Source organism: Halomonas sp. BMC6, from assembly GCF_964204995.1.
Classification (GTDB): Bacteria; Pseudomonadota; Gammaproteobacteria; order Pseudomonadales; family Halomonadaceae; genus Vreelandella.
Genome location: NZ_CAXNSH010000001.1, coordinates 89,019 through 111,812, shown reverse-complemented (window position 1 = coordinate 111,812; position 22,794 = coordinate 89,019). Strand labels below are relative to the sequence as shown.

Below are 22,794 nucleotides of genomic sequence, written 5' to 3'. Positions count from 1 at the left end.
AGGCTCTCAGATATGCTCGAACTGCGAGGCGCACCCGCCCTTTCCGCCTTCCGTCATGAACGGCTGTTAATGGTGTTGCGTGACCGTGTTCCGGAGGTGGAGGCGCTGTCTGCCCATTACGTCCACTTCATCGACCACCACGAAGAGCTCGATCAGGCCGCCCAGGCGCGGTTGGCGCAACTGCTGGCGTACGGCAGCCACGAACACCAGGAAACCCCCGATAACGCGCAGCGCTTTCTGGTCGTGCCGCGTCTGGGCACCCAGTCACCGTGGTCCTCTAAAGCAACCGACATTGCCCACAACTGCGGGCTCAGCCAGATTAGTCGCATCGAGCGGGGTGTCGATTACCGCGTAGGCCTACGCGGCGCCCCCAGCGCTGAGCAGCTCGAAACGATCAGCGCGCTGCTGCATGACCGCATGACCGAAAACGTGCTGGACGACGTAGCCGAGGCGAGCAAGCTATTCGCCCATCACTCGCCTGCCCCCCTTGGCAGCGTCGACATTCTGGAAGGCGGCCGCGACGCGCTGATGACGGCGAACCGTGAGCTGGGCCTTGCGCTGGCGGATGATGAAGTCGACTACCTCGTCGAGGCCTTTATCGAGCTAGGCCGCAACCCCAGCGATGTGGAGCTGATGATGTTCGCCCAGGCGAACTCTGAGCACTGCCGCCACAAAATCTTCAACGCAGATTGGGTCATCGATGGCGAAGCCCAGAGCCACTCGCTGTTTAAGATGATCAAGAACACCTTCGCCACGTCACCGGATAACGTGCTCTCTGCGTACAGCGATAACGCGGCGGTGATCAAAGGCAGCCACGGCGGACGCTTCTTCCCCACGCCGCTCACCGGTACCGAGGGCGAGCGTGCCCGCTACGATGCCCACCAAGAGCCGATCCACATTCTGATGAAGGTGGAGACCCACAACCACCCCACGGCGATTGCACCGTTCCCCGGTGCGGCCACCGGCTCTGGCGGTGAGATTCGGGACGAAGGCGCGACCGGCATCGGCGGTAAGCCAAAAGCAGGTTTGTCCGGCTTTACCGTTTCTAACCTGCGCATTCCTGAATTTGTTCAGCCCTGGGAAGCCTTCGACTACGGCAAGCCCGAGCGCATGCAGTCCGCGCTCAATATCATGCTGGACGGCCCGATTGGCGGTGCCGCGTTCAACAACGAGTTTGGCCGCCCCAACCTGACCGGCTACTTCCGCACCTATGAGCAGGATGCGCTCAGCGAAGGCGGCATCGAGCGTCGGGGCTACCACAAGCCGATCATGATTGCCGGCGGTTACGGCAACATTCGCGCTCAGCACGTGCAAAAAGGCGAGATCCCGGTTGGCGGTAAGCTGATCGTCATGGGTGGCCCGGCGATGCTGATCGGCCTGGGCGGCGGTGCGGCGTCCAGTATGGCGTCCGGTGAGTCCAGCGCGGATTTGGATTTCGCCTCTGTGCAGCGGGAAAACCCGGAAATCGAGCGTCGTGCCCAAGAAGTCATCGACCGCTGCTGGGCGTTGGGCGACAACAACCCGATTCGCTTTATCCACGATGTCGGTGCGGGCGGGCTGTCTAACGCCTTGCCGGAGCTGGTTAAAGACGGCAACCGTGGCGGTCTGTTTGACCTGCGCGCGGTGCCCAACGCCGAGCCGGGCATGAGCCCGCTGGAAATCTGGTGTAACGAAGCCCAGGAGCGCTACGTACTGGCAGTGGCCCCTGAAGACTTGGATACCTTCGACGCGCTGTGCAAGCGCGAGCGCTGCCCCTACGCGGTAGTGGGCGAAGCCCAGGCGGAGCACCACCTGGAAGTGTGCGACGGCCATTTCGAAACCAAGCCCGTCGATCTGCCCATGAGCGTGCTGTTTGGCAAGCCGCCGAAGATGACCCGTTCGTTTGAGCGCCAAACCCCTGAACTCTCGGGCGTCATGCTGGATAACCTGGACCTGCGCGAAGCGATGGACCGGGTGCTGCGCCTGCCCACGGTGGCCTCGAAAAGCTTCCTGATCACCATCGGCGACCGTTCCATCACCGGCCAAGTCGCCCGTGATCAGATGGTAGGCCCCTGGCAAGTGCCGGTGGCCGACGTCGCGGTGACCACCGCGAGCTTCGACACCCACGCCGGTGAAGCCATGGCCATGGGCGAGCGCCCGCCGGTGGCGCTGATTAATCCTGCGGCCAGCGCGCGCTTAGCGGTGGCAGAAGCCATTACCAATCTCGCGGCTGCGCCGATTGCCAAGCTGTCGGATATCAAGCTCTCCGCCAACTGGATGAGCGCCGCTGACCACCCCGGTGAAAACCAGGCGCTGTACGACGCCGTTCATGCCGTGGGTATGGAGCTTTGCCCGGCGCTGGGTATTGCCGTGCCGGTAGGCAAGGACTCCATGTCCATGCGCACCGCGTGGCAAGAGGGCGATGACGCCGAAGAGAAGAGCATTACCTCGCCGCTGTCGCTGGTAGTGACCGGCTTTGCACCGGTGACCGACGCGCTGGCGACGCTGACGCCGCAGATCAACTTGGAGCAGGACGAGTCCGACCTGATTTTGATCGACCTGGGGAACGGCCAGAATCGCCTGGGCGGCTCGGCGCTGGCGCAGGTGTATGGTCAGGTGGGCGACGCGTGCCCGGATGTGGACGACCCGGAAGATCTGAAAGCGTTTTTCGAAGTGATCCAAGGCCTGAACCGCGACGGCAAGCTGCTGGCTTATCACGACCGCAGCGACGGCGGCCTATTGGTGACGCTGCTGGAGATGGCTTTTGCCGCGCACGCCGGTCTCGAAATCAAGCTCGACTGGCTGATCGATGAGCCGGTAGAAGCCTTCAACGCCCTGTTCTCCGAAGAGCTGGGCGCGGTGATTCAGGTCAATCGCCAGCACACCGAAGAGGTGCTGACCCAGTTCGCCATGGCGGGTATCGAAACCTGTGGCGTGATTGCCCGCCCGCGTTACGACGACCAAGTGCGTGTCACGCTGTTCGAAGAGCCGCTACTGGAGACCACCCGCCAGCTAACCCAGCGCACCTGGGCCGAAACCAGCTACCGCATGCAGGCGCTGCGGGATAACCCGGAATGTGCGAAGAACGAGTTCGACAACCTGCTCGACGTTCGCGACCCGGGCCTCAGCGCCGCGCCGACCTTCGATATTAACGACGATATCAGCGCGCCGTATCTCAACACCGCCAAGCCCGCGGTGGCCGTGCTGCGTGAACAGGGCGTCAATGGTCAGGTAGAGATGGCCTGGGCCTTTCACAAAGCGGGTTTCGATGCGGTGGATGTGCATATGAGCGACATCCTCGAAGGCCGTGTCTCCCTGGAGGAGTTCAAAGGCTTAGTGGCCTGTGGCGGTTTCTCCTACGGCGACGTGCTGGGTGCAGGCGGCGGCTGGGCCAAGTCTGTGCTATTCAACGAGCGCGCCCGCGAGCAGTTCGAAACCTTCTTCACCCGCGACGATAGCTTCTCGCTGGGCGTGTGTAACGGCTGCCAGATGCTCTCGCAGCTCAAAACGCTGATTCCTGGTGCGGAAAACTGGCCGGCTTTCGTGCGCAATGAGTCCGAACAGTTCGAAGCCCGGGTGTCGATGGTGCGGGTAGAGAAGAGCCCTTCGATTCTGCTGGCGGGCATGGAAGGCTCCAAGCTGCCCATCGCCGTAGCTCACGGGGAGGGTCGCGCCGAGTTCCGCGATACGGCGCACCTGCGTAGCATGCAGTCGAGCAGCCAAATTGCCCTGCGCTATATCGATAACTACGGCCAAGTCACTACGCGCTACCCGGCCAACCCCAACGGCTCCCCGTCGGGCATTACCGGCCTGACCACGCCGGATGGTCGCGTCACGATCATGATGCCGCACCCCGAGCGGGTGACCCGCGCGGTCACTAACTCTTGGCGTCCGGCGGAGTGGACCGAAGATGGTGCGTGGCTGCGCCTGTTCCGCAATGCGCGGGTATGGCTGGGCTAATGTCATGTGATCAACCCAAAAGGTGATGGATGACACATCCTGATAAGGCGGCCTCCGGGCCGCCTTTCTTGGCTAACGGGGCAGCGCCTTCGCTGCGCCCCTACCAAACCGAGGCGGTAAAGCGGGTAGTCAGCCACTTTCGCGCCACCAGCGCCCCCGCCGTGGTGGTGCTGCCGACGGGCAGCGGCAAGTCGCTGGTGATCGCTGAACTGGCGAGACTCGCCCGTGGGCGGGTGCTGGTGTTGGCCCACGTGCGCGAGCTGGTGGAGCAGAACCACGCCAAGTACCAAGCGTACGGCTTGGAGGCGGATATCTTCAGCGCTGGGTTAAAGCGCAAAGAGGCCAGTCGCCAAGTGGTGTTTGGCTCGGTGCAGTCGGTGGTGCGTAACCTGGAGCAGTTCAACGACGCCAGCTTTACTCTGCTGGTAATCGACGAGTGCCATCGGGTATCGCTGGAGGAGGACTCCAGCTATCGGCAGGTGATCGAGCATCTACGGAGCCAGAACCCGCAGCTCAAAATCCTCGGCCTAACCGCCACCCCGTTTCGTTTGGGGCAGGGTTTTATCTACCACCGCCACCACCACGGGATGGTGCGCGGTTCAGAAGAGAGCTTTTTTGCCGACTGCGTGTTCGAGCAGCCGCTACGTCTGATGGTCAAACAGGGCTTTTTGGCTGCGCCCAAGCGGCTGGATATGGCCATCGAGGGGTACGACTTCTCGGCGCTGGCGCCCTCGTCCAGCGGGCTGTTTCGGGAGGAGGAACTCAACCGGGTGGTGGCGGGCAACCGGGCGACACCGGGCATCATTGCCCAGGTGGTGGAGTACGCCGCCGACCGCCAGGGGGTGATGATTTTCGCCGCGACGGTAGCCCACGCCGAAGAGATCCTGGGCTATCTGCCCGCCGAGCAGGCCGCGCTGATTACCGGTGCGACCGCCTCGGCCGAGCGCACCGCGCTGATCGATGCGTTCAAGGCGCGCCAACTGAAGTATTTGGTCAACGTGGCGGTGCTGACCACCGGCTTCGATGCCCCCCACGTCGATCTGATCGCGATCCTGCGGCCTACCGAGTCGGTCAGCCTGTATCAGCAGATCGTAGGGCGCGGGCTGCGCCTCTCGCCGGGTAAAGAGGAGTGCTTGATTCTCGACTATGCGGGCAACCCGTGGGATCTCTACGCTCCGGAAGTAGGCGAACCCAAGCCGGATAGCGATAGCGAACCGGTGCAGGTGCCCTGCCCGGACTGCGGTCACGCAAACCTGTTTTGGGGCAAGCGCGACGGCGAGCTGGTGATCGAACACTTCGGCCGCCGCTGCCAGGGGCTGATTGAGGATGACGCAGGGCGGCGCCGCCAGTGCGAGTTTCGCTTTCGCTTCAAAGTATGCGACGAGTGCGGCGCTGAGAACGATATTGCCGCCCGCCGCTGTCATGGCTGTGAGAAGCTGCTGGTGGACGCTGACGACAAGCTCAAGGATGCGCTGAAACTAAAAGATGCCAAGGTGCTGCGCGTCAGCGGCATGCAGTTGGAAGCGACCACCAATGGCCGTGGTCTGCCGCGCCTAAAAGCCACCTACCACGATGAAGATGGCGACAGCCTGAGCGAATGGTTTGCTTTAGAAACCCCGGCCCAGCGCCGCGCGTTTTATGCCGTATTCTTACGTGTCCACCTGCGCGCGCCAGGTGGTCAATGGCAACCGACGACGCCTGATGAGGTCGTCAACGAGCAGCGCCGATTGCGCCACCCGGATTTTGTGGTGGGGCGAAAGGTAGGCCGACACTTTCAAATCCGCGATAAGCTGTTCGATTATCAAGGGCGCTATCGGAAAGCTGCCGATGCTGGCTAGATGCCGCGCTGACAGCGCGCTGTTACACTGCTGTTTTCCCACTCATCAACGAAGGATTCGACCCGCGTGAGCGAGACGCCAAGCGCAGCGCCAGACCAAGACCAAGACGTGGCGGAATCTACTGCCGAGCCGGTGGTGGAGGCGCTTGGGCGTCTGTTTGATGAGCCCATCACGCAGCTGCCGGAAGATCTCTATATTCCACCCGAGGCGCTGCGGGTCTTTCTGGAAGCCTTCGAAGGGCCGTTGGATCTGCTGCTCTATTTAATTCGTCGCCAGAACCTGGATATTCTGACCATCAACGTGGCCACCATCACCCACCAGTACATTGAGTACGTGGAGCTAATGAAAGCCATGGAGATCGAGCTGGCGGGCGAGTATCTGCTGATGGCTGCCATGCTGGCGGAGATTAAATCCCGGACGTTGCTGCCACGCCCGCCGAAAGCAGAAGGCGAGGAGGAGGAGGATCCCCGCGCCGAGCTGATTCGCCGTCTGCAGGAGTACGAGCGCCTGAAAGAGGCCGCTGAGGCGCTGGATACGCTGCCCCGAGTAGGCCGGGACTGGTTCAGCGTACAGGCGGGCTTGCCGCCGTTGGAAACGCGGGTGATCCATCCCGATGTGGCGCTCGATGAGCTGCTGGGGGCGCTGTCCGATATTCTCAAGCGTGCCGAGCTGGCCCAGGCCCACCAGATCAGCCGGGAAGTGCTCTCCACCCGCGAGCGAATGCTGAAGATCATGGAGCAGCTCAGCCTGGATGGCGAGAGCGGCCGTTATACGCCCTTTGAAGCGCTGTTTACCCTTGAAGAGGGGCGTGCCGGTGTGGTGGTAACCTTTATGGCTATTTTAGAGCTGGCCAAAGAGGCCATGATCGAGATCGTTCAAAACGCACCGCTGTCGCCCATTCACGTGCGCGCCCGCCAAGCGGCGCTGGCCGATGGGGAAGAGGGCGCTTTCGAGCGTTTGGGAGAGGAGCAGGGCGATGCCGCCTCGGCATTCGAAGAGCCTGCGTTTGAACCTGACGAGGAGTCGCGGTGAGAGACACCACGTTAGACGATATTATTGAAGCGGCGCTGCTAGCGGCGGGTGAGCCGTTGCCGGTCGAGCGCCTGGAAACGCTCTTTTTAGAAGAGGAGTGCCCTACCCGCAAAGCGCTGAGGGAGGCGTTGTCGCGGCTGGCGCTGCGCCACGATAACGGCGCGCTCGAACTGGTCGAGACCGCCTCGGGCTTTCAGCTACGCATTCGCCCGCGTTTGGCCCACTGGGTCTCGCGGCTGTGGGACGAGCGCCCCCAGCGCTACTCGCGGGCACTGCTGGAAACGCTGGCGCTCATTGCCTACCGTCAACCGGTGACTCGGGGTGATATCGAAGATGTGCGCGGCGTGAGCGTTAGCAGTTCGATCATTCGAACACTGATGGAACGCGGCTGGATACGCGTGGTAGGCCACCGAGACGTGCCGGGTCGCCCGGCGGTCTATGCCACCACGCGCAGCTTTTTGGATGACTTCGGGCTGAAAACCTTGGATGCGCTGCCGCCCATGCATACGCTGGTCAGCGGCGACGATCACGAAGCGCACTCCGTCGAAGAGGAATCGGGCGAACAAAACCCACTGCCAGCACTGGACGAAACGGTGCAAAGCGTGCAGGATGCGCCACCCCAGCAAGATGAGAATACGTCGGCAGAGAGTGCCGATCACCACGCCGAGACGGCGTTAACCCAGCCGCTCAGTTTTGCCGATTTAGAGGCACGGCTAGCGGCACGTGCGCAGCGTCAACATGAGGACGCTGGCACGCAGACCAACGATGTGAGGTCAGACGACCATGAGTCAGAGTAACAACACCACGCCGCCCACCAGCGAAAAGCTGCAGAAAGTCCTCGCCCGTGCGGGCCTTGGCTCCCGCCGTGAAATGGAAACCGCCATTGCCGATGGCCGGGTGAAGGTGAATAGCCAGGTCGCCAAACTGGGCGATCGGGTGGAAGCGCGGGATAAGGTCAGCTTCGATGACCGCCCTGTAACGCTGCGCCCGGAAGAGGAAGTGCCGCGCCGGGTCATTATGTACAACAAGCCGGAAGGCGAGCTGTGCACCCGCAAAGATCCGGAAGGCCGTCGCACGGTCTTTGAGCGCCTACCGCGCCTGAAAGGCGAGCGCTGGATTGCGATTGGCCGCTTGGACATCAACACCAGCGGTTTGCTGCTGTTCACCACCGACGGTGAACTGGCCAACCGCTTGATGCACCCCTCGACTCAAGTAGAGCGTGAGTACGCGGTGCGGGTCATGGGCGACGTCAAGCGTGAGCATATCGTCGCTATGGTCGACGGTGTGATGCTGGAAGATGGCCCGGCGCGCTTCACCGACGTGCAGGAGTTTGGTGGCGAAGGCATCAACACCTGGTTCCACGTGGTGATTCTGGAGGGCCGCAACCGTGAGGTTCGCCGCCTGTGGGAATCCCAGGGGCTTACCGTTAGCCGCCTGAAGCGCGTTCGCTACGGCAACATCTTCCTCGACAAGCGCGCGAAAGCTGGTGAGTGGGTCGAACTCTCTCAGGATGAGGTGGATGACTTGGCGACGCTGGCCAATCTTGAAACCCGGAAAGTGCCTGAGCTGACGCCAGACGAGAAGAACCGCTGGAGCCGTGACAAGCACAAGCGCCGTCCGGTGCAGGCGATGCGTAAGCCGAAACCCAAGCGCGGCTAAGCAAGTGACCTCTGCGGTGTAGGCGTTGTCGACGCCGCAGAGGACGGAATATAGACGAAAGATAAAAAAGGGCTTGCTATTCACAAGCCGTATCCGTACTATATGCATCCGTTCGGACGGGTCGTTAGCTCAGTTGGTAGAGCAGTTGACTTTTAATCAATTGGTCGTAGGTTCGAATCCTACACGACCCACCATCCGAACCAAACAATGCATCAAGCCGTTATCTTCTTAATGCCTTGTTTTGATGCCAGCCATTGCGGGATTCGTGAATGTTGGCGCCATCCGTAGTAACGCAGCAAAATTTGGGTCGTTAGCTCAGTTGGTAGAGCAGTTGACTTTTAATCAATTGGTCGTAGGTTCGAATCCTACACGACCCACCAAATTTCGACGCCCTTGGTAGCTTGCTGCCAGGGGCGTTTTGCTATGGGCGTTTTGACGCGCCGCAGCGTGATTTTGCGCTTGCAGCGAACAATCATTGTCCACCACAATGCCATGACAACGACGTGATGGCATCGTGAAACAGGATGAATGAACGTCTAATCGATTGATCGTATAGCTGCCGAGCTGTCACGGCAGCCCTGGCTCCCAAGAGTCAGATTGGTGACGCGCCACCGCGAGAGACGCAGCGGCCGTTGCCCCGAGTGCGGCGCATGCGGAGCGCATACGCCGTGACTGGTGTTTAACAGGGGGATTCCCTGTTCGTCACAGTGGTAGACACGATGACTATGATGACTTCTCAAGTGGAGTTAGACGCTCCGCTGCCAAGCCCGTACTGCCCTACCCGCATCCCGGCGGAAGACGAAGCGCGAGTGGCTGAGATCAAGCAGCTGCTCAAGGCGAACAACGCCGTTTTGGTAGCGCATTACTACACCGACGATGCCATTCAGCAGCTAGCCGAAGTGACTGGCGGGTGTGTGGCTGACTCTCTGGAAATGGCCCGCTTTGGCGCTCGCCATGAGGCCACTACGCTGGTGGTTGCTGGCGTGCGTTTCATGGGCGAAACGGCCAAGATCCTCTCCCCCGAAAAGCGCGTGTTGATGCCAACGCTCGAAGCGACCTGCTCCTTGGATGTCGGTTGCCCTATCGATGAGTTCAGCGCGTTCTGCGATGCCCATCCTGATCGTACGGTGGTGGTGTATGCCAATACCTCGGCGGCGGTGAAGGCGCGTGCCGATTGGGTCGTGACCTCTTCGATCGCCGTGGAGGTCATCGAGCATCTGCAGGCGAAGGGCGAAAAGATCCTCTGGGCGCCGGACAAACACCTGGGTAGCTATATCCAGAAGAAAACCGGGGCCGATATGCTGATGTGGGACGGTGCCTGCATCGTGCACGAGGAGTTCAAGGCGAAAGGCATTCAAGACTTGAAGCGTCTATATCCGGATGCCGCCGTGCTTGTTCACCCGGAGTCGCCGGAAGCCGTCGTGACGCTGGCCGATGTGGCGGGCTCCACCTCGCAACTCATCAAAGCGGCGAAAACGCTACCCAACGACAAGCTGATCGTGGCGACTGATCGTGGGATCTTTTTCAAGATGCAGCAAGCGGTGCCTGAGAAAACGCTCTTTGAAGCGCCCACCGCCGGTAACGGTGCGACGTGCCGTAGCTGTGCCCACTGCCCGTGGATGGCGATGAACGCGCTGGATAATTTGGCAGGGGCGCTGCGTGAAGGCAGCGGCGAAATTTTCGTCGACGACGCGCTACGTCAGCAGGCGCTCAAACCCCTCGAACGCATGCTGAACTTCAATGCTTAGACATCAGCACAACGTCTCTGACGTTAGCCAAAAGCCCGAACGCAATGCGTCGGGCTTTTTTGCCTAGGTTGCATGGGCGCTAAAATGTCTCCAGCGTCTCTCGGTACTCAAGAAACGCTTCTCGGCGCTGCTCGATACGCGCGAGCGCTTGAGCGTCGTTCTCCTGTTGAGCAGTGTCTTTGGCAATACTCAGCTGTCGAATGGCGCGGTCTATGCGGCCGGTGAGCTGGAGGTGTTCGGCACGGGCCAGATGCCCCCAGCCGTTGAAGCCGCTGCGCCCGGCCGCCTCGGCCAGCAGGTTGAATCCCTGCGGGTTTTCCGGGTGTTGCGCGGTAATGTCCCGAAGCAGGTCATAGGCGGCTTCAGGATGACGCTGTAGCTGCGCTTCCGCTAGCGTGAGCTGCGCCGGCAGGTAGTTGGGCATTAGCCGCAGCAGCCGCTGGCTGCGGTGAATGGCGTCATCGTAGCGCTGCGCGGTCAACGCCACGTGCGCCGCCGTGGCGGGCAGCATGCCGTAATCGGGAAGCTCGCTGGCTAGCTGGTCGAGGGTTTGGAGGGCACGGTCGGTCTGCCCGTTTTGTGCCGTGATCAGCGCGTCGATGTAGCGTAGCGCAGGCTCCTCGGCATCTTCTTGCGCCAGTCGCGACGCCGCCTGCTGGGGCGTGTTGCGGTAGATGCTCAGCAGCGCCCGGGCGCGCATCATGTCGTACAACGTATCGCTGGTGTAGCGGCTGGCCACGCTGAGCTGAGACACCCGCGCCTGGGCGTCGCTTAGGCGGCTGTCCGAGACCGGGTGGGTGAGCAGGAATTCCGGCGGTGTGCCGCCCTGAAGGCGCGACAGCCGCTGCATGGTATCGAACATGCGCACCATGGCTTCGGGGTCGTAACCGGCGTCTGCCATGGCCTGTAGGCCGATGCGGTCGGCCTCCTGCTCGAAGCGCCTGGAGTAGGCGAGCTGATCTTGAATCAGCGCCGCCTGAGAACCCATGGCGGTGGCAATGCCCGCATCGCCGCCGCCGCTGGCAGCAATCAGCATCCCCGCGAGCATGGCGGCCATGGCGGGCAGCTGGGTTTGCTCCGCGCGGGCGCTGCCGCGAGCGTAGTGGCGCTGGGAGAGGTGGCCAAGCTCGTGGGCAATCACTGATACAAAAGCGCCTTCATCTTCGGCAAAGGCAAACAACCCTGAATTGATGCCCACCACGCCACCGGGCACCGCAAAGGCGTTGAGCGAGCGGTTATCCACCATCACTGTCGTCGTTTGCAGGCTGCCGAGCTGGCTGTAGGGTGCCAGGCGCGCGACCAGGCTTTCTAGGTAGTCGCTCACGATGGGGTCCTGCCACTGCGGTGCCTGGGCGCGAAACTGGCGCAGCCACGCGCGACCCAGGCGAAACTCTTCGTTGCTCACGGATGACGATGCGCCGCCTAGCGTGGGTAGTTGGTAATCCTCATAGCTGTGACTGGGCAAACTAACGCACAGGGTGCCGAGCGATAGCGCTAGCGCACAGGCCCAGCGGGCGTTGGTGGGTCTAAAAAGCAGCATGGCATCCCCATTCGTTCAGGTTATAGGCGCGGCGAACAACGGTGTGACATTGATTCGGGCAGGGAAGTGCCGTTAAATCAGAGCCACGGCGGGCATCGCAAAAAAACAGTTTATGCAACAATGCGACGCTTATGTAGCCAACGAACGATTGAGCACCATAGAAGCTGCCTTTGGGGGAGAGTATGTCTGAGCAAACAGCGTCTGGGTTGGCCGAGGGGGTTCAGCCCGATCGGGTAGTGGACGCCACCGGATTGCACTGTCCGCTACCGCTGCTGAAAGCCAAGCAGGCACTGGCCGGTCTAGCCCCCGGTCAACTGTTGGAAGTCAGCGCCACCGATGCTGGGTCGTGGCGGGATATGGCGGCATTTACCGAGCTGAGTGACCATGTCATGGAAGCGCGGGCGCAGCGCGGCGATGTATATGTGTTTTGGATCCGTAAAGCAGGGAATGCCCACTCATGACCATGCGCAGCATCTTGAGAGGTTGGGTCGAACGCTACTTTTCGGACGAAGAGGCGCTGATTCTTCTGTTCGTGCTGGTGGCGGGGTTCGCCGCGATCATCTGGTTTGGTCGTATGCTTGCGCCTTTTTTTACCGCGCTGGTGCTGGCGTTTTTACTGCAAGGGGTGGTCAGCGCGCTGACGCGGCGACGTGTACCGCACCTGTTGGCCGTCATTTTGGTGTTCTTGGCGTTTGTCAGCGTGCTGCTGACGCTGGCGTTCATTTTGATGCCGCTAATCTGGAATCAGCTGGTGGGGCTCGTTCAAGAGACCCCGCGCATGTTTGCCAGCGGCCAAGGGTGGCTGGATCAGTTACAGCAGCGTTTTCCCAATATCGTGACGCCCGATCAGATGCAGAGCTGGATTGGCGTTGCCGGACGGGAAATCAGCCAGCTTGGCCAGCGCGCGTTGACGCTCTCGCTGACCTCGTTGGGCAATATCATGTCGCTGATCATCTATCTGGTCCTGGTGCCGATTCTGGTCTTTTTCATGCTGAAAGACCGTGAGGCGCTGGTGGGTTTTACGCTTTCGTTGCTGCCGCAGAAGCGGACGCTGCTCACCCGTATCTGGCACGAGATGGACCGCCAGATCGCCAACTACATTCGCGGCAAATCCATCGAAATCGTGATCGTGGGCACGGTGGCGTACATCACGTTCGCCTTTTTTGGACTGCCTTACACGGCGCTGCTAGCGGTGCTGGTCGGATTTTCCGTCTTGGTGCCGTACATTGGCGCGGCGGTCGCAACGCTTCCCGTGGCGGCGGTGGCCGGGTTCCACTTTGGCATCAGTGAGCAGTTCGTGTACGTGCTGGTGGCCTACGGCGTGCTTCAGGCGCTGGATGGCAACGTGCTGGCTCCCGTGCTGTTCTCGGAAACCAACAATATCCACCCGGTATCGATTATCGTCGCGGTGCTGTTTTTTGGCGGTATTTGGGGGTTTTGGGGAGTATTCTTCGCCATCCCGCTGGCCACGCTGCTCAAGGCGTTGGTGTACGCCTGGCCCAGAGGGCTCGAAAGTCGACAGGCAGCGCAACCGCCTCCCTTGGGACAGGATTCACCCTAAAGGCGACGGTGCCCCGATCCGAGGGGCACCGCGCTGTGCGCCGCTGTTACTGGCGGTGAAGTGCCTGCGCCGCGCTCAGCACTTCTTCTGCATGGCCGGGTACTTTGACGCCGCGCCACTCTTGGGCAAGCTTGCCGTCCTGGTCGATCAAGAAGGTGCTGCGCTCGATGCCTAGGTGCTCTTTGCCGTACATCTTTTTGAGTTTGATGACGTCGAAGAGCTGACAAACGGTTTCGTCTTTGTCGGAAATCAGCTCGAAATTGAAATCCTGTTTGGCTTTGAAGTTCTCCTGGGCGCGCAGGCCATCCCGTGAGACACCGATGATCACGGTGTTGGCCGCATCGAAGGCGGCTTTGCGATCCCGAAAATCGCCGCCTTCGGTGGTGCAGCCGGGCGTACTGGCTTTCGGGTAGAAGTAGATGACGACCTGCTTGCCGCGCAGTGCCGACAGCGTGACGGTGGTGTCGCCCGTGGCGGGGGCGGAAAAATCAGGGACGGGCTGGCCAAGTTCGATCGCCATAAAGGCTCCTTATCGGGGTGACTTTCATAGGGAATTACACGCAAGCGCTGCGCTGCTGTCAAAGCGTTCGATAAACTCGCAGTGCTTTACGCTGTACAGGCTCGAATCGCCTGAGTACCATTTGCTGTTTGTGGGCAGGGGTGATCGCGCTCCTTTAAGGCATCAACGCCGCGTCTTGACGTAATGTACGCCATTGCATCCCACGTGGCAGCTTGATTTCAACTTTTTGCAGGTGAGGAAAATACGGATGATCACAGGCAGCATTGTCGCCCTGGCGACGCCGATGAAGGTCAATGGCGACATCGACTGGGAGGCGCTTCGTCGTCTGGTGAACTTCCACCTCGATAATGGCACCGATGCCATCGTCGCTGCGGGCACCACGGGTGAGCCCACCACCATGTCTTTTGCCGAGCACTTCGACGTGATTCGCAGCGTGGTGGAAGAGGTCAACGGCCGTATTCCGGTCATCGCCGGTACCGGAGCGAACGCGACCTCGGAAGCGGTCGAGCTGGCACGCTACGCCAGCGAAGTGGGCGCGGATTACTGCCTGTCGGTTTGTCCTTACTACAACAAGCCCACACAGGAAGGTCTCTATCAGCACTTCAAAGCGGTGGCAGAAGGCAGCAAACTGCCGGTCATTCTGTATAACGTGCCGGGCCGTACCTGCTCCGATCTTTACAACGAGACCGTGGTACGTTTGGCGGAAGTGAACAATATCATCGGCCTGAAAGACGCGACCGGGAACCTTGAGCGCGCTGAGGATCTAATCTCACGCCTGAAAGGCAGCGACTTCATGCTCTACTCCGGCGACGACGCGACGGCCTGTGACTTCATGCTGATGGGTGGCCATGGTGACATCTCCGTCACCGCCAACGTTGCCCCCAAAGCCATGCATGATCTGTGCGCGGCTGCCGTGGCGGGCGACGCCGACAAGGCGCACCAAATCAATACGCGCCTGATGCCGTTGCACACGAACCTGGGCATCGAATCCAACCCCATTCCCGTGAAGTGGGCGCTGCACCGCATGGGCTACATGGACGCCGGTATTCGCTTGCCGCTGACGTGGCTGTCGGAGAAGTACCACGGCACGGTCAGTGAAGCGCTGCAGCTGGCGGGTGTCGTAGAGGAGTAACCCGGCGCTCGAAACCCTTTTGCTACCCGGTGAAGGCATCGCCTGCCGGGTAACTGATCTGTTGACTGTTAAGGTGGCTTGATGAGCTCTGTGCTTGAACAACGTGCGCTTAAATGGATACCGCTGGCACTCGCAGCCGCTGTCACACTGGCAGGTTGCGCACGCGATGGGTACTACCACGACCGCAACCTGGACTACATCGAAGCGGCCCCGGCGCCGCCTTTGGTGTTGCCCGAGTCCCGCAATACCCAGCGTTACCGCGATGCGATGCCCGTTCCCCAGGTCGCCATGCAGGGCACACAGCTCGATGAGCCAGCCGAGGTCGAACCGCCTCAGTCGCTGGCCATTGGCAGCGGTCTGGAGCCTGATTACGTCGAACGTCGCCAAGTCGGTGACCAAAGCTGGTTAGTCGTCGCTGCGGACCCTGGTACCGTTTGGCCGCAATTGGAAGCCTTCGTGCGTAGCCGCCAACTCCCCGTTCAACAGAGCAGTGCCAATCAAGGCGTCATCGTAACCCCGCAGGCGACGCTACGCCTACAGAGCGCCCTGCGCGCCGGTAGTAGCGAAGTGCGCTGTGATCAGAGCGGTCAAAGCGTCGAGAGCTGTCTCGCGGCCTTGGAGCAGTACTTGGGTGCTCGTAGCGCCACTGCCAGCTCCTCCTCGTGGACCGCCCAGCGTCTGGCCAGCGAGCAGACCCTTCAGCTGCGTCAGCAGGGCGACGAGTGGGAAGTGGTCATTCCGCAGCCCATCGACCGCGTCTGGGCCGAGTTGAACCATTACCTATCGCTTGATTTCACTCAAGAAGGGCAGCGTGACCTGCTCGCGACCTCCGCTGATGACTACGAGTTCTTGGTGGAGTACATGACCGAAACCGAGCGTGGACGTAACCCGCTGCAGATCGTCTTTAGTCCAGACGTACGCCGGATGTCACAGCAGATTCGTTTGGCGCTCGAGCCCAACGGCGACCAAACCGTACTGCGTGCCATCAACGCCAGCGAGCGTAATTTCAGTGCGGATGATCAGCGCGAGTTGCTTGAGCGCGTCTCCGGCTACTTACGTTAACCCTTTGCTTCTCACTTTCTCACGGAGCCCCCATGGAAAAGCGCCAAGAACTCTATGCCGGCAAGGCAAAATCCGTCTATACCACTGACGATCCTGACCTTCTGGTACTGCACTTTCGTGATGACACCAGCGCTTTCGATGGCAAGAAAAAAGAGGCGCTTGCCCGTAAGGGAATGGTGAACAACATCTTCAACGCCTTCATCATGGAGCGCTTGGAAGAGGGCGGTATCCCCACGCATTTCGAAAAGCAGCTTTCCAACAATGAAAGTCTGGTCAAGAAAATGCAGATGATTCCGGTCGAGTGCGTGGTGCGCAACATTGCGGCGGGCGGTTTGGTGAAGCGCTTGGGGGTGGAAGAGGGCATTGCCCTAAACCCGCCGACCTTCGAGCTGTTCTTGAAGAACGACGAGAAGGGCGACCCGATGATCAATGAATCGCTGGCGGAAACGTTTGGCTGGGCAACCCCCGAGCAACTGGCCAAAATGAAGACCCTAACGTTCAAGGTGAACCACATCCTCAAGCAGCTGTTTGCCGAGGGTGACATGCTGCTGGTGGATTACAAGCTAGAGTTCGGTGTGTTCAACGGCGAGGTCGTCCTGGGGGATGAGTTTTCACCCGATGGCTGCCGCTTGTGGGATGCCAACACCCGCGAGAAGCTGGACAAAGACCGCTTCCGCCAGGGCTTGGGTGGCGTCATTGAGGCTTATGAAGAAGTCGGCCGTCGCTTAGGGATTACCTTTCCCGCCTAAGAGCGTTTCGTCAGTCAGTGTATCGATTGCCACCACCGTCAAGGTGGTGGCGTCGTTTTCAGAGGCGACATCGATCGCCTGGAACTTGACGTCTACGTCGCGCAGCCGCACCCCGTAAAGGCGGTCACTCTGCGTGGCTTTCTGGTAGGCAGGACGTGGGTCTTGGCTCAATACCTGTTCGATCAGCGCATGGAGCGACGCTCCATCGGCACGGGCGGCAAGGCTTGCTTGGGCGGCCTGGCTAAAATGTACGGGTAGCCGTGAGGGCGCGCTGGGGGCAAAGCCTGCCCGAGCATCGGGCTTGGCTTCGGCCCAGGGCAGGTAAGGCTTGATATCGACCACTGGCGTCCCGCTGATCAAGTCACACCCGGCGAGGTGCAGACTCACCCCTTGCCGGGTGTCGATGTGAGACAGCTCGATCAACGACAGTCCAAGCCGATTGGGGCGGTGGGTGCTGCGGCTGGCAAAGACGCCGACTTTGCGGTTACCGCCCAGCCTCGGTGGGCGTACCAAGGGCGTCCAGCGGGTCGGGCTGTGATGAAAGATAAACGTCACCCATAGGTGGCTAAACTCTTCCAAGCCCCGTACGGTGAGAGGATCATCGAACGGTGCGGTAAGTACCAAGCTTGCGCTGGCCGCTGGCGCAAGTCCCGGCTGGCGGGGAACGCCGAACTTGTCCGGGTAGTCGCTGACGATATGGCCAATGGGCGTCAGCGCAAATGGCGCGCTGTCTGATCGATCATGCATGGCACTGCCTTGTGGTTGACCGACACCGACGGGGTCGATGAAGTGGGGCTTTCGAAACGAGGCGACGAGTATAAAATAGCCCGCGGGTGACAGACAGTCCGCTGTCGTTGCCAGCCGCTAAATCGCATTGAGGCGAAGCATGTTGAAAACGAACGAACGCACACCCTCTGCTGCGCCGACTGCCCGTGTGACCTATCGCGCGGCGCTGGCCAAAGATGCCGCCGATCAGGCGGAAGTCTTTTACCATGCAGTCATGCAGGGCGCGGCCACACACTATGGGTTGGATGAACGCCGTGCCTGGGCGAATGCACTGCCTCGTGAGGCGAGCGCTTGGGCAGCGCGCCAGGCGCTCTACACCACACTGGTGGCGGCTTGCGATGGCCGCTGTGTCGGGTTTCTAGAGCTGAATATCAGCGCAGGCCGCATTGAAACGCTCTACGTCTGGCCGTCGCTGGCGGGGCGTGGTATTGGCACCACGCTACTGATCCACGCCGAACGCATTCTACTCGAGCACGGCGTTTCGAGCGTAGAGATCGAGGCGAGCCTGGTGCTCTATGAGCGCCTGCTGCGCCGAGGCTTCGATAACCTCGGCGAGCAGTGGGTCGAGCGCAGCGGTGAAATGCTGCGTCGCTACCGACTGGTGAAGCAGCTCAGCGCCGTAGAAACCTAACGCCTACACGTTGAAGGTTTGGGTGATCCGCATCGACAGGTCGATGGATTTAACGTCTTTCGTCAGCGCGCCGCTGGAGATGCAGTCGACGCCGGTGTCCGCAATCGCTCTCAGCGTAGAGTCGTCCACGTTGCCGGAGGCTTCCAGCGTGGCGCGGCCGCCGTTGATTTCCACCGCTACGTGGAGGTCTTCAATGGCGAAGTTATCCAGCATGACGATGTCGGCACCGGCGGCTAGAGCTTGATCCAGCTCCTCGAAGGTTTCGACTTCCACTTCCACCGGCAGCTCGCTGGCCAGTTTGCGGGCTTGAGTCACGGCGGCTTGAATGCCGCCGCAGGCGGCGATGTGGTTCTCTTTGATCAAGAACGCATCCCACAGGCCGATGCGGTGATTATGTCCGCCCCCACAGGTGACCGCGTATTTTTGGGCCAGTCGCATCCCGGGAAGCGTTTTACGAGTATCCAGCAAGCGCACGCCGGTGCCTTCGATCAAGTCCACGTAGCGACGCGTGGCAGTGGCCGTAGCCGACAGTGTTTGCAGCATGTTGAGGGCGGCCCGTTCGCCGGTGAGCAGGCTGCGGGCCGGACCTTCGAGCTCGAGAAAGCACTGGTCGGGTGCCAAAAGGTCGCCATCTGCAGCTTGCCAGCGCAGCGTCACGCGGCCATCCAGGCGGCGAAAGATCTCATCGACCCAGGCAACACCGCAGAGTACTGCGGCTTCACGGGTAATCACCTTGGCGGTTGCCCATTGGCTCTCAGGAATCAGCTGAGCCGTGATATCGCCTGCACCCACGTCTTCCGCCAGCAGACGGGCGGCGCAAGCGCGAATCTCTTCAGCAAGAGCAGTTTGGTAATCCATAGGGGGAGGTCTCTGGGCGTCGTCTTCGATGACGGGCATTATAGTGAAACAGACGGCTAACGTAGAGGAGTGCGTGCGCGCATGAACCAAGAAAACAGGGCGGGAGCGTGGTCCAGGGCGCGGCAGGTGCCATCACCGAACCAGGATGCACGCCCCCAGCAGGAGGTCTCACTGCTGCTCTTGCACGCCATTAGCCTGCCGCCAGGGCAGTTCTCGGGCGATGCCATCGAGGCGCTGTTCACCAATCGACTGCCCCCGGACGGACACCCTTTCTTTGCCGAGATCGCCCACCTGCGGGTATCGGCCCATCTGTTGATCCGTCGCGACGGCGAGTGCGTTCAGTTCGTCGATACCGACCAGCGTGCTTGGCATGCCGGTCGCTCCTGCTGGTGGGACCCTGCGCTGGGCGCATGGCGATCCAGGCTCAACGATTTTTCCGTAGGCATCGAGCTCGAGGGCGATGATGACACTCCCTTTACCCAAGCGCAGTACACCGCCCTCGTCGACGCGGTGGGGTGGCTGATGGCTCGCTACCCGGCTTTGACGCCACAGCGAATCACCAGCCATGCCAAAGTAGCGCCGCTGCGTAAAACCGATCCAGGGCCCGCCTTCGATTGGGCGTATTTCCGCCAGCGATTGTCACAGGCGGCCTTTAAACAATAAAAGCGTAGGTTAAAAAGTAGCGTTAAGTGGTTCTTGAGGCAGGTAATAAAACGGTAGTTTCACTACATTTTGAAGGTGTTCGTCGCAGCGACGAAGGTCTTATAAGGTGCTTATGTTGCAGTGCAATAGTTTGTTTTGGATAGCCTTTTACGGCTCACTGGAATTGGCAGCGTGGCGACTTTGCGGTATCTTCGCATATACAAAAGGCTAACTTTCACTCTCTATGTGTAGCTTTACTACATCAAGACGAGCGTAGCTTGTTGAATGTAGAACGAAAACCCCCGTACGGTGCAAACGCGTCGTGCCATTGTATGGCCTGTGGTGGCTAAACACCGCAGCCGCCCCAGGCCCGAAGGGTTGGCGGGGCTCATTGTCATTTATCGTCATTCGGAGAGACCTCTATGAGTCTGGAGACAAGAGAAGATCTCGATCCGGTCGAAACCACGGAGTGGCTGGAATCCCTGGAATCGGTACTGGATCGTGAGGGCGAGGATCGTGCCCGCTACCTGATGACCCGCCTGGCGGATCGCCTGCGCCGGGACGGGATGAAGGTGCCCTTCTCGGTGACAACCCCCCACCGTAATACGATCCCGGTTCACCGCGAAGCGCCCATGCCTGGCGATCTGTTCATGGAGCGTCGTATCCGCTCCCTGATCCGTTACAACGCCATTGCGCAGGTCATTCGTAACAACCGGGCCAACCCGGGCCTGGGTGGTCACATTGCAAGCTTCATGTCGTCCGCGACGCTGTACGATGTGGGTTTCAACCACTTCTTCCGCGCTCCCAAAGGCGATTTCGAAGGCGACTTGATCTACATTCAGGGGCACGTGGCGCCGGGTATCTACGCGCGTTCGTTCCTGGAAGGCCGTCTGAGCGAAGAGCAAATGGACAAGTTCCGTCGCGAAGTCGACGGCGATGGCCTCTCTTCTTATCCGCACCCGTGGCTGATGCCGGACTACTGGCAGTTCCCCACGGTGTCCATGGGTCTTGGCCCGATTCAGGCCATCTATCAAGCCCACGTGATGAAGTATCTGCATCACCGTGAGCTGAAAGATATGCACGACCGCAAGATCTGGTGCTTCATGGGCGATGGCGAGTGTGACGAGCCGGAATCCCTGGGCGCGATCTCGCTGGCGGGCCGTGAGAACCTCGATAACCTGATCTTCGTCATCAACTGTAACCTGCAGCGCTTGGACGGTCCGGTACGCGGTAACTCCCGTGTCATGGACGAGTTCGAAGGCGTCTTCCGCGGTGCCGGTTGGAACGTGATCAAGGTCGTTTGGGGGCGTCACTGGGATCCGCTGTTCGAGAAGGATAAGAAAGGCATCCTTCAAAAACGCATGGACGAGGCGGTCGACGGCGAGTACCAGAACTACAAGGCGAACGGCGGTGCTTACACCCGTGAGCACTTCTTCGGTAAGTATCCTGAAACCGAAGAAATGGTCAAAGACCTCTCCGACGAAGATATCTGGAAGCTCAACCGTGGCGGTCACGACCCGTTCAAGGTCTACGCGGCCTATCACGAAGCGGTCAATACCTCCAATGGCAAGCCCACCGTCATCCTGGCACACACCATCAAAGGGTATGGCATGGGCAGCGGTGATGGCGAAGCGGCCAACGAAGCGCACCAAGTCAAGAGCATGGAGTACGAAGCGCTGAAGAAATTCCGCGACCGCTTCGGTATTCCGCTCACCGACGAGCAGCTCAAGGACGTGCCGTATTACAAGCCGGAAGAGGACTCTCCCGAGCTCAAGTATATGCACCTGCAGCGCGAGCGTCTCAACGGTTACCTGCCGAGCCGTCGCAGCTCGTTTGAGCCGCTGGAAATACCGACCCTGGAAGACAAGACCTTTGCTTCGCAAATGGGCGGCTCCAAAGGGCGTGAAGTCTCTACCACCATGGCGTTCGTGCGTATCTTGAACGGCCTAGTGAAAGACAAGAAACTGGGCAAGCAGGTCGTGCCGATCATTCCGGACGAAGCACGTACGTTCGGTATGGAAGGTATGTTCCGTCAGCTCGGTATCTACACCTCTGAAGGTCAGAAGTACGAGCCGGTCGATAAAGGCCAGATCATGTACTACCGCGAGGACCAGAAAGGTCAGGTTCTCGAAGAGGGTATTTCTGAAGCAGGCGCGATGTCGGCGTGGATTGCCGCCGCGACCTCCTACAGCAATAACAACGTCACGCTGCTGCCGTTCTACATCTACTACTCGATGTTCGGCTTCCAGCGTATCGGCGACTTGGCATGGGCCGCAGGCGACCTGCAGGCACGTGGCTTCATGGTCGGCGGCACCGCCGGGCGTACCACGCTCAACGGTGAAGGTCTGCAGCACCAGGATGGTCACAGCCTGATTCAGGCGTCCACCATCCCCAACTGCCGCAGCTACGATCCGACGTACGCACATGAAGTCGCGGTCATCGTGCAAGACGGTCTGAAACGCATGTTCACGGATCAAGAGAACTGCTTCTACTATCTGACCGTGATGAACGAGAACTACGAGCACCCCGAGCTTGAGAACGTACCGGCCGACGATATCGTCAAGGGCATGTACCTGCTCAAAGAGACGAAGGGTGACAAAGGTCGTGTTCAGCTGATGGGCTCGGGCACCATTCTTCGCGAAGTGGAAGCCGCTGCCGAGCTGCTGGCCAACGACTGGGGCATCGGTGCGGATATCTGGAGCGTGACCAGCTTCAACGAGCTGCGTCGTGAAGCGCTGCTGCTGGAGCGTGAAGCGTTCCTGAACCCGGATGCCGAGGCCAACAAGCCCCACGTGACCAAGTGCCTGGAAGGCCGTGACGGTCCGGTCATTGCGTCGACCGACTACATGAAGCTGTACGCGGACCAGGTGCGTGCCTGGGTACCGAACGACTACACCGTGCTGGGTACCGACGGCTTTGGCCGTTCCGATACCCGCGAGAAGCTGCGCTACTTCTTCGAAGTAGACCGCTACTTCGTCACCGTCGCCGCGCTGCGTGCCCTGGCCGACCGTGGTGAGATTGATCGCAAGCATGTCGGCGACGCGCTGAAAAAGTATGGCATCGATGCCAACAAGCCGAACCCGCTGACCAGCTAAAC

The 22,794-nt window shown here is 60.4% G+C and carries 18 protein-coding genes and 2 tRNA genes; 16 read left to right on the top strand and 4 right to left on the bottom strand.

Annotated features, from left to right (window positions below; translation table 11 throughout):
* The first annotated feature begins 12 nt into the window (after positions 1-12).
* The 8 genes from purL (at position 13) to nadA (ending at position 10,216) form a co-directional block, all read left to right on the top strand.
* Positions 13-3,939 carry a phosphoribosylformylglycinamidine synthase gene (gene purL / locus AB6K10_RS00520; RefSeq protein WP_339117743.1) on the top strand — a complete coding sequence of 1,309 codons (3,927 nt, stop codon included), beginning with the start codon at positions 13-15 and terminating at the stop codon, positions 3,937-3,939.
* Between the two features lie 29 nt (positions 3,940-3,968).
* Complete coding sequence (locus AB6K10_RS00515; RefSeq protein WP_339117742.1) at positions 3,969-5,777, top strand: DEAD/DEAH box helicase; 1,809 nt, start codon at positions 3,969-3,971, stop codon at positions 5,775-5,777.
* A gap of 66 nt (positions 5,778-5,843) precedes the next feature.
* Positions 5,844-6,809, top strand: a complete 966-nt coding sequence (locus AB6K10_RS00510; protein WP_339117741.1) for a ScpA family protein — start codon at positions 5,844-5,846, stop codon at positions 6,807-6,809.
* A complete protein-coding gene (gene scpB, locus AB6K10_RS00505; protein ID WP_339117740.1) occupies positions 6,806-7,606 on the top strand; it encodes an SMC-Scp complex subunit ScpB in 801 nt (266 codons plus the stop codon). The genes AB6K10_RS00510 and scpB overlap by 4 nt, the downstream gene beginning before the upstream one ends.
* Entirely contained in the window at positions 7,593-8,468 is an 876-nt protein-coding gene (gene rluB / locus AB6K10_RS00500) for a 23S rRNA pseudouridine(2605) synthase RluB (protein ID WP_159343151.1), read from the top strand. The genes scpB and rluB overlap by 14 nt, the downstream gene beginning before the upstream one ends.
* A gap of 118 nt (positions 8,469-8,586) precedes the next feature.
* A tRNA-Lys gene (locus AB6K10_RS00495) sits at positions 8,587-8,662 on the top strand.
* A 110-nt stretch (positions 8,663-8,772) separates the two neighbouring features.
* Positions 8,773-8,848, top strand: a tRNA-Lys gene (locus tag AB6K10_RS00490).
* Between the two features lie 339 nt (positions 8,849-9,187).
* Positions 9,188-10,216 carry a quinolinate synthase NadA gene (gene nadA, locus AB6K10_RS00485; protein ID WP_339117739.1) on the top strand — a complete coding sequence of 343 codons (1,029 nt, stop codon included), beginning with the start codon at positions 9,188-9,190 and terminating at the stop codon, positions 10,214-10,216.
* A gap of 79 nt (positions 10,217-10,295) precedes the next feature.
* Here nadA and AB6K10_RS00480 read toward each other — a convergent pair whose 3' ends face one another.
* The gene (locus AB6K10_RS00480; RefSeq protein WP_339117738.1) at positions 10,296-11,756 is read right to left on the bottom strand and encodes a M48 family metalloprotease; all 1,461 of its coding nucleotides are present in this window, start codon (positions 11,754-11,756) and stop codon (positions 10,296-10,298) included.
* 182 nt (positions 11,757-11,938) lie between these two features.
* Here AB6K10_RS00480 and AB6K10_RS00475 point away from each other — a divergent pair, with 182 nt between their 5' ends.
* Positions 11,939-12,217 carry a sulfurtransferase TusA family protein gene (locus AB6K10_RS00475; RefSeq protein ID WP_285262896.1) on the top strand — a complete coding sequence of 93 codons (279 nt, stop codon included), beginning with the start codon at positions 11,939-11,941 and terminating at the stop codon, positions 12,215-12,217.
* Positions 12,214-13,317: an AI-2E family transporter gene (locus tag AB6K10_RS00470; RefSeq protein WP_339117737.1), complete on the top strand. Its 1,104-nt coding sequence runs from the start codon at positions 12,214-12,216 to the stop codon at positions 13,315-13,317. Before AB6K10_RS00475 ends, AB6K10_RS00470 begins: the two co-directional genes overlap by 4 nt.
* 46 nt (positions 13,318-13,363) lie before the next feature.
* Here the strand turns inward: AB6K10_RS00470 and AB6K10_RS00465 are convergent, their stop codons facing one another.
* Positions 13,364-13,837, bottom strand: coding sequence for a peroxiredoxin (locus AB6K10_RS00465; RefSeq protein WP_253017526.1), 474 nt, complete (start codon positions 13,835-13,837; stop codon positions 13,364-13,366).
* Between the two features lie 247 nt (positions 13,838-14,084).
* Here AB6K10_RS00465 and dapA point away from each other — a divergent pair, with 247 nt between their 5' ends.
* From dapA to purC, 3 genes are all read left to right on the top strand, one after another.
* Positions 14,085-14,969 carry a 4-hydroxy-tetrahydrodipicolinate synthase gene (dapA, locus tag AB6K10_RS00460; protein ID WP_159343145.1) on the top strand — a complete coding sequence of 295 codons (885 nt, stop codon included), beginning with the start codon at positions 14,085-14,087 and terminating at the stop codon, positions 14,967-14,969.
* A gap of 81 nt (positions 14,970-15,050) precedes the next feature.
* The gene (bamC, locus tag AB6K10_RS00455) at positions 15,051-16,031 is read left to right on the top strand and encodes an outer membrane protein assembly factor BamC (RefSeq protein WP_339117736.1); all 981 of its coding nucleotides are present in this window, start codon (positions 15,051-15,053) and stop codon (positions 16,029-16,031) included.
* Between the two features lie 32 nt (positions 16,032-16,063).
* Positions 16,064-16,780 carry a phosphoribosylaminoimidazolesuccinocarboxamide synthase gene (gene purC, locus AB6K10_RS00450; protein ID WP_159343143.1) on the top strand — a complete coding sequence of 239 codons (717 nt, stop codon included), beginning with the start codon at positions 16,064-16,066 and terminating at the stop codon, positions 16,778-16,780.
* Here purC and tsaA read toward each other — a convergent pair.
* Positions 16,757-17,527, bottom strand: a complete 771-nt coding sequence (tsaA, locus tag AB6K10_RS00445; protein WP_339117735.1) for a tRNA (N6-threonylcarbamoyladenosine(37)-N6)-methyltransferase TrmO — start codon at positions 17,525-17,527, stop codon at positions 16,757-16,759. The two genes, purC and tsaA, sit on opposite strands and share 24 nt — an antisense overlap.
* A 139-nt stretch (positions 17,528-17,666) precedes the next feature.
* On the opposite strand from tsaA, the gene AB6K10_RS00440 reads away from it, so the two are divergent.
* Positions 17,667-18,197, top strand: a complete 531-nt coding sequence (locus AB6K10_RS00440; protein ID WP_339117734.1) for a GNAT family N-acetyltransferase — start codon at positions 17,667-17,669, stop codon at positions 18,195-18,197.
* Positions 18,198-18,200: 3 nt separating this feature from the next.
* On the opposite strand, the gene nadC is transcribed toward AB6K10_RS00440, so the two are convergent.
* Positions 18,201-19,055 (bottom strand): carboxylating nicotinate-nucleotide diphosphorylase, encoded by an 855-nt coding sequence (nadC, locus tag AB6K10_RS00435; RefSeq protein ID WP_339117733.1) that lies wholly within the window; start codon positions 19,053-19,055, stop codon positions 18,201-18,203.
* Positions 19,056-19,136: 81 nt separating this feature from the next.
* Here nadC and ampD point away from each other — a divergent pair, with 81 nt between their 5' ends.
* Both ampD and aceE read left to right on the top strand, forming a co-directional pair.
* A complete protein-coding gene (gene ampD / locus AB6K10_RS00430) occupies positions 19,137-19,718 on the top strand; it encodes a 1,6-anhydro-N-acetylmuramyl-L-alanine amidase AmpD (protein ID WP_285262901.1) in 582 nt (193 codons plus the stop codon).
* A 401-nt stretch (positions 19,719-20,119) separates the two neighbouring features.
* Positions 20,120-22,792 (top strand): pyruvate dehydrogenase (acetyl-transferring), homodimeric type, encoded by a 2,673-nt coding sequence (gene aceE, locus AB6K10_RS00425; RefSeq protein WP_159343138.1) that lies wholly within the window; start codon positions 20,120-20,122, stop codon positions 22,790-22,792.
* Positions 22,793-22,794: the final 2 nt, after the last annotated feature.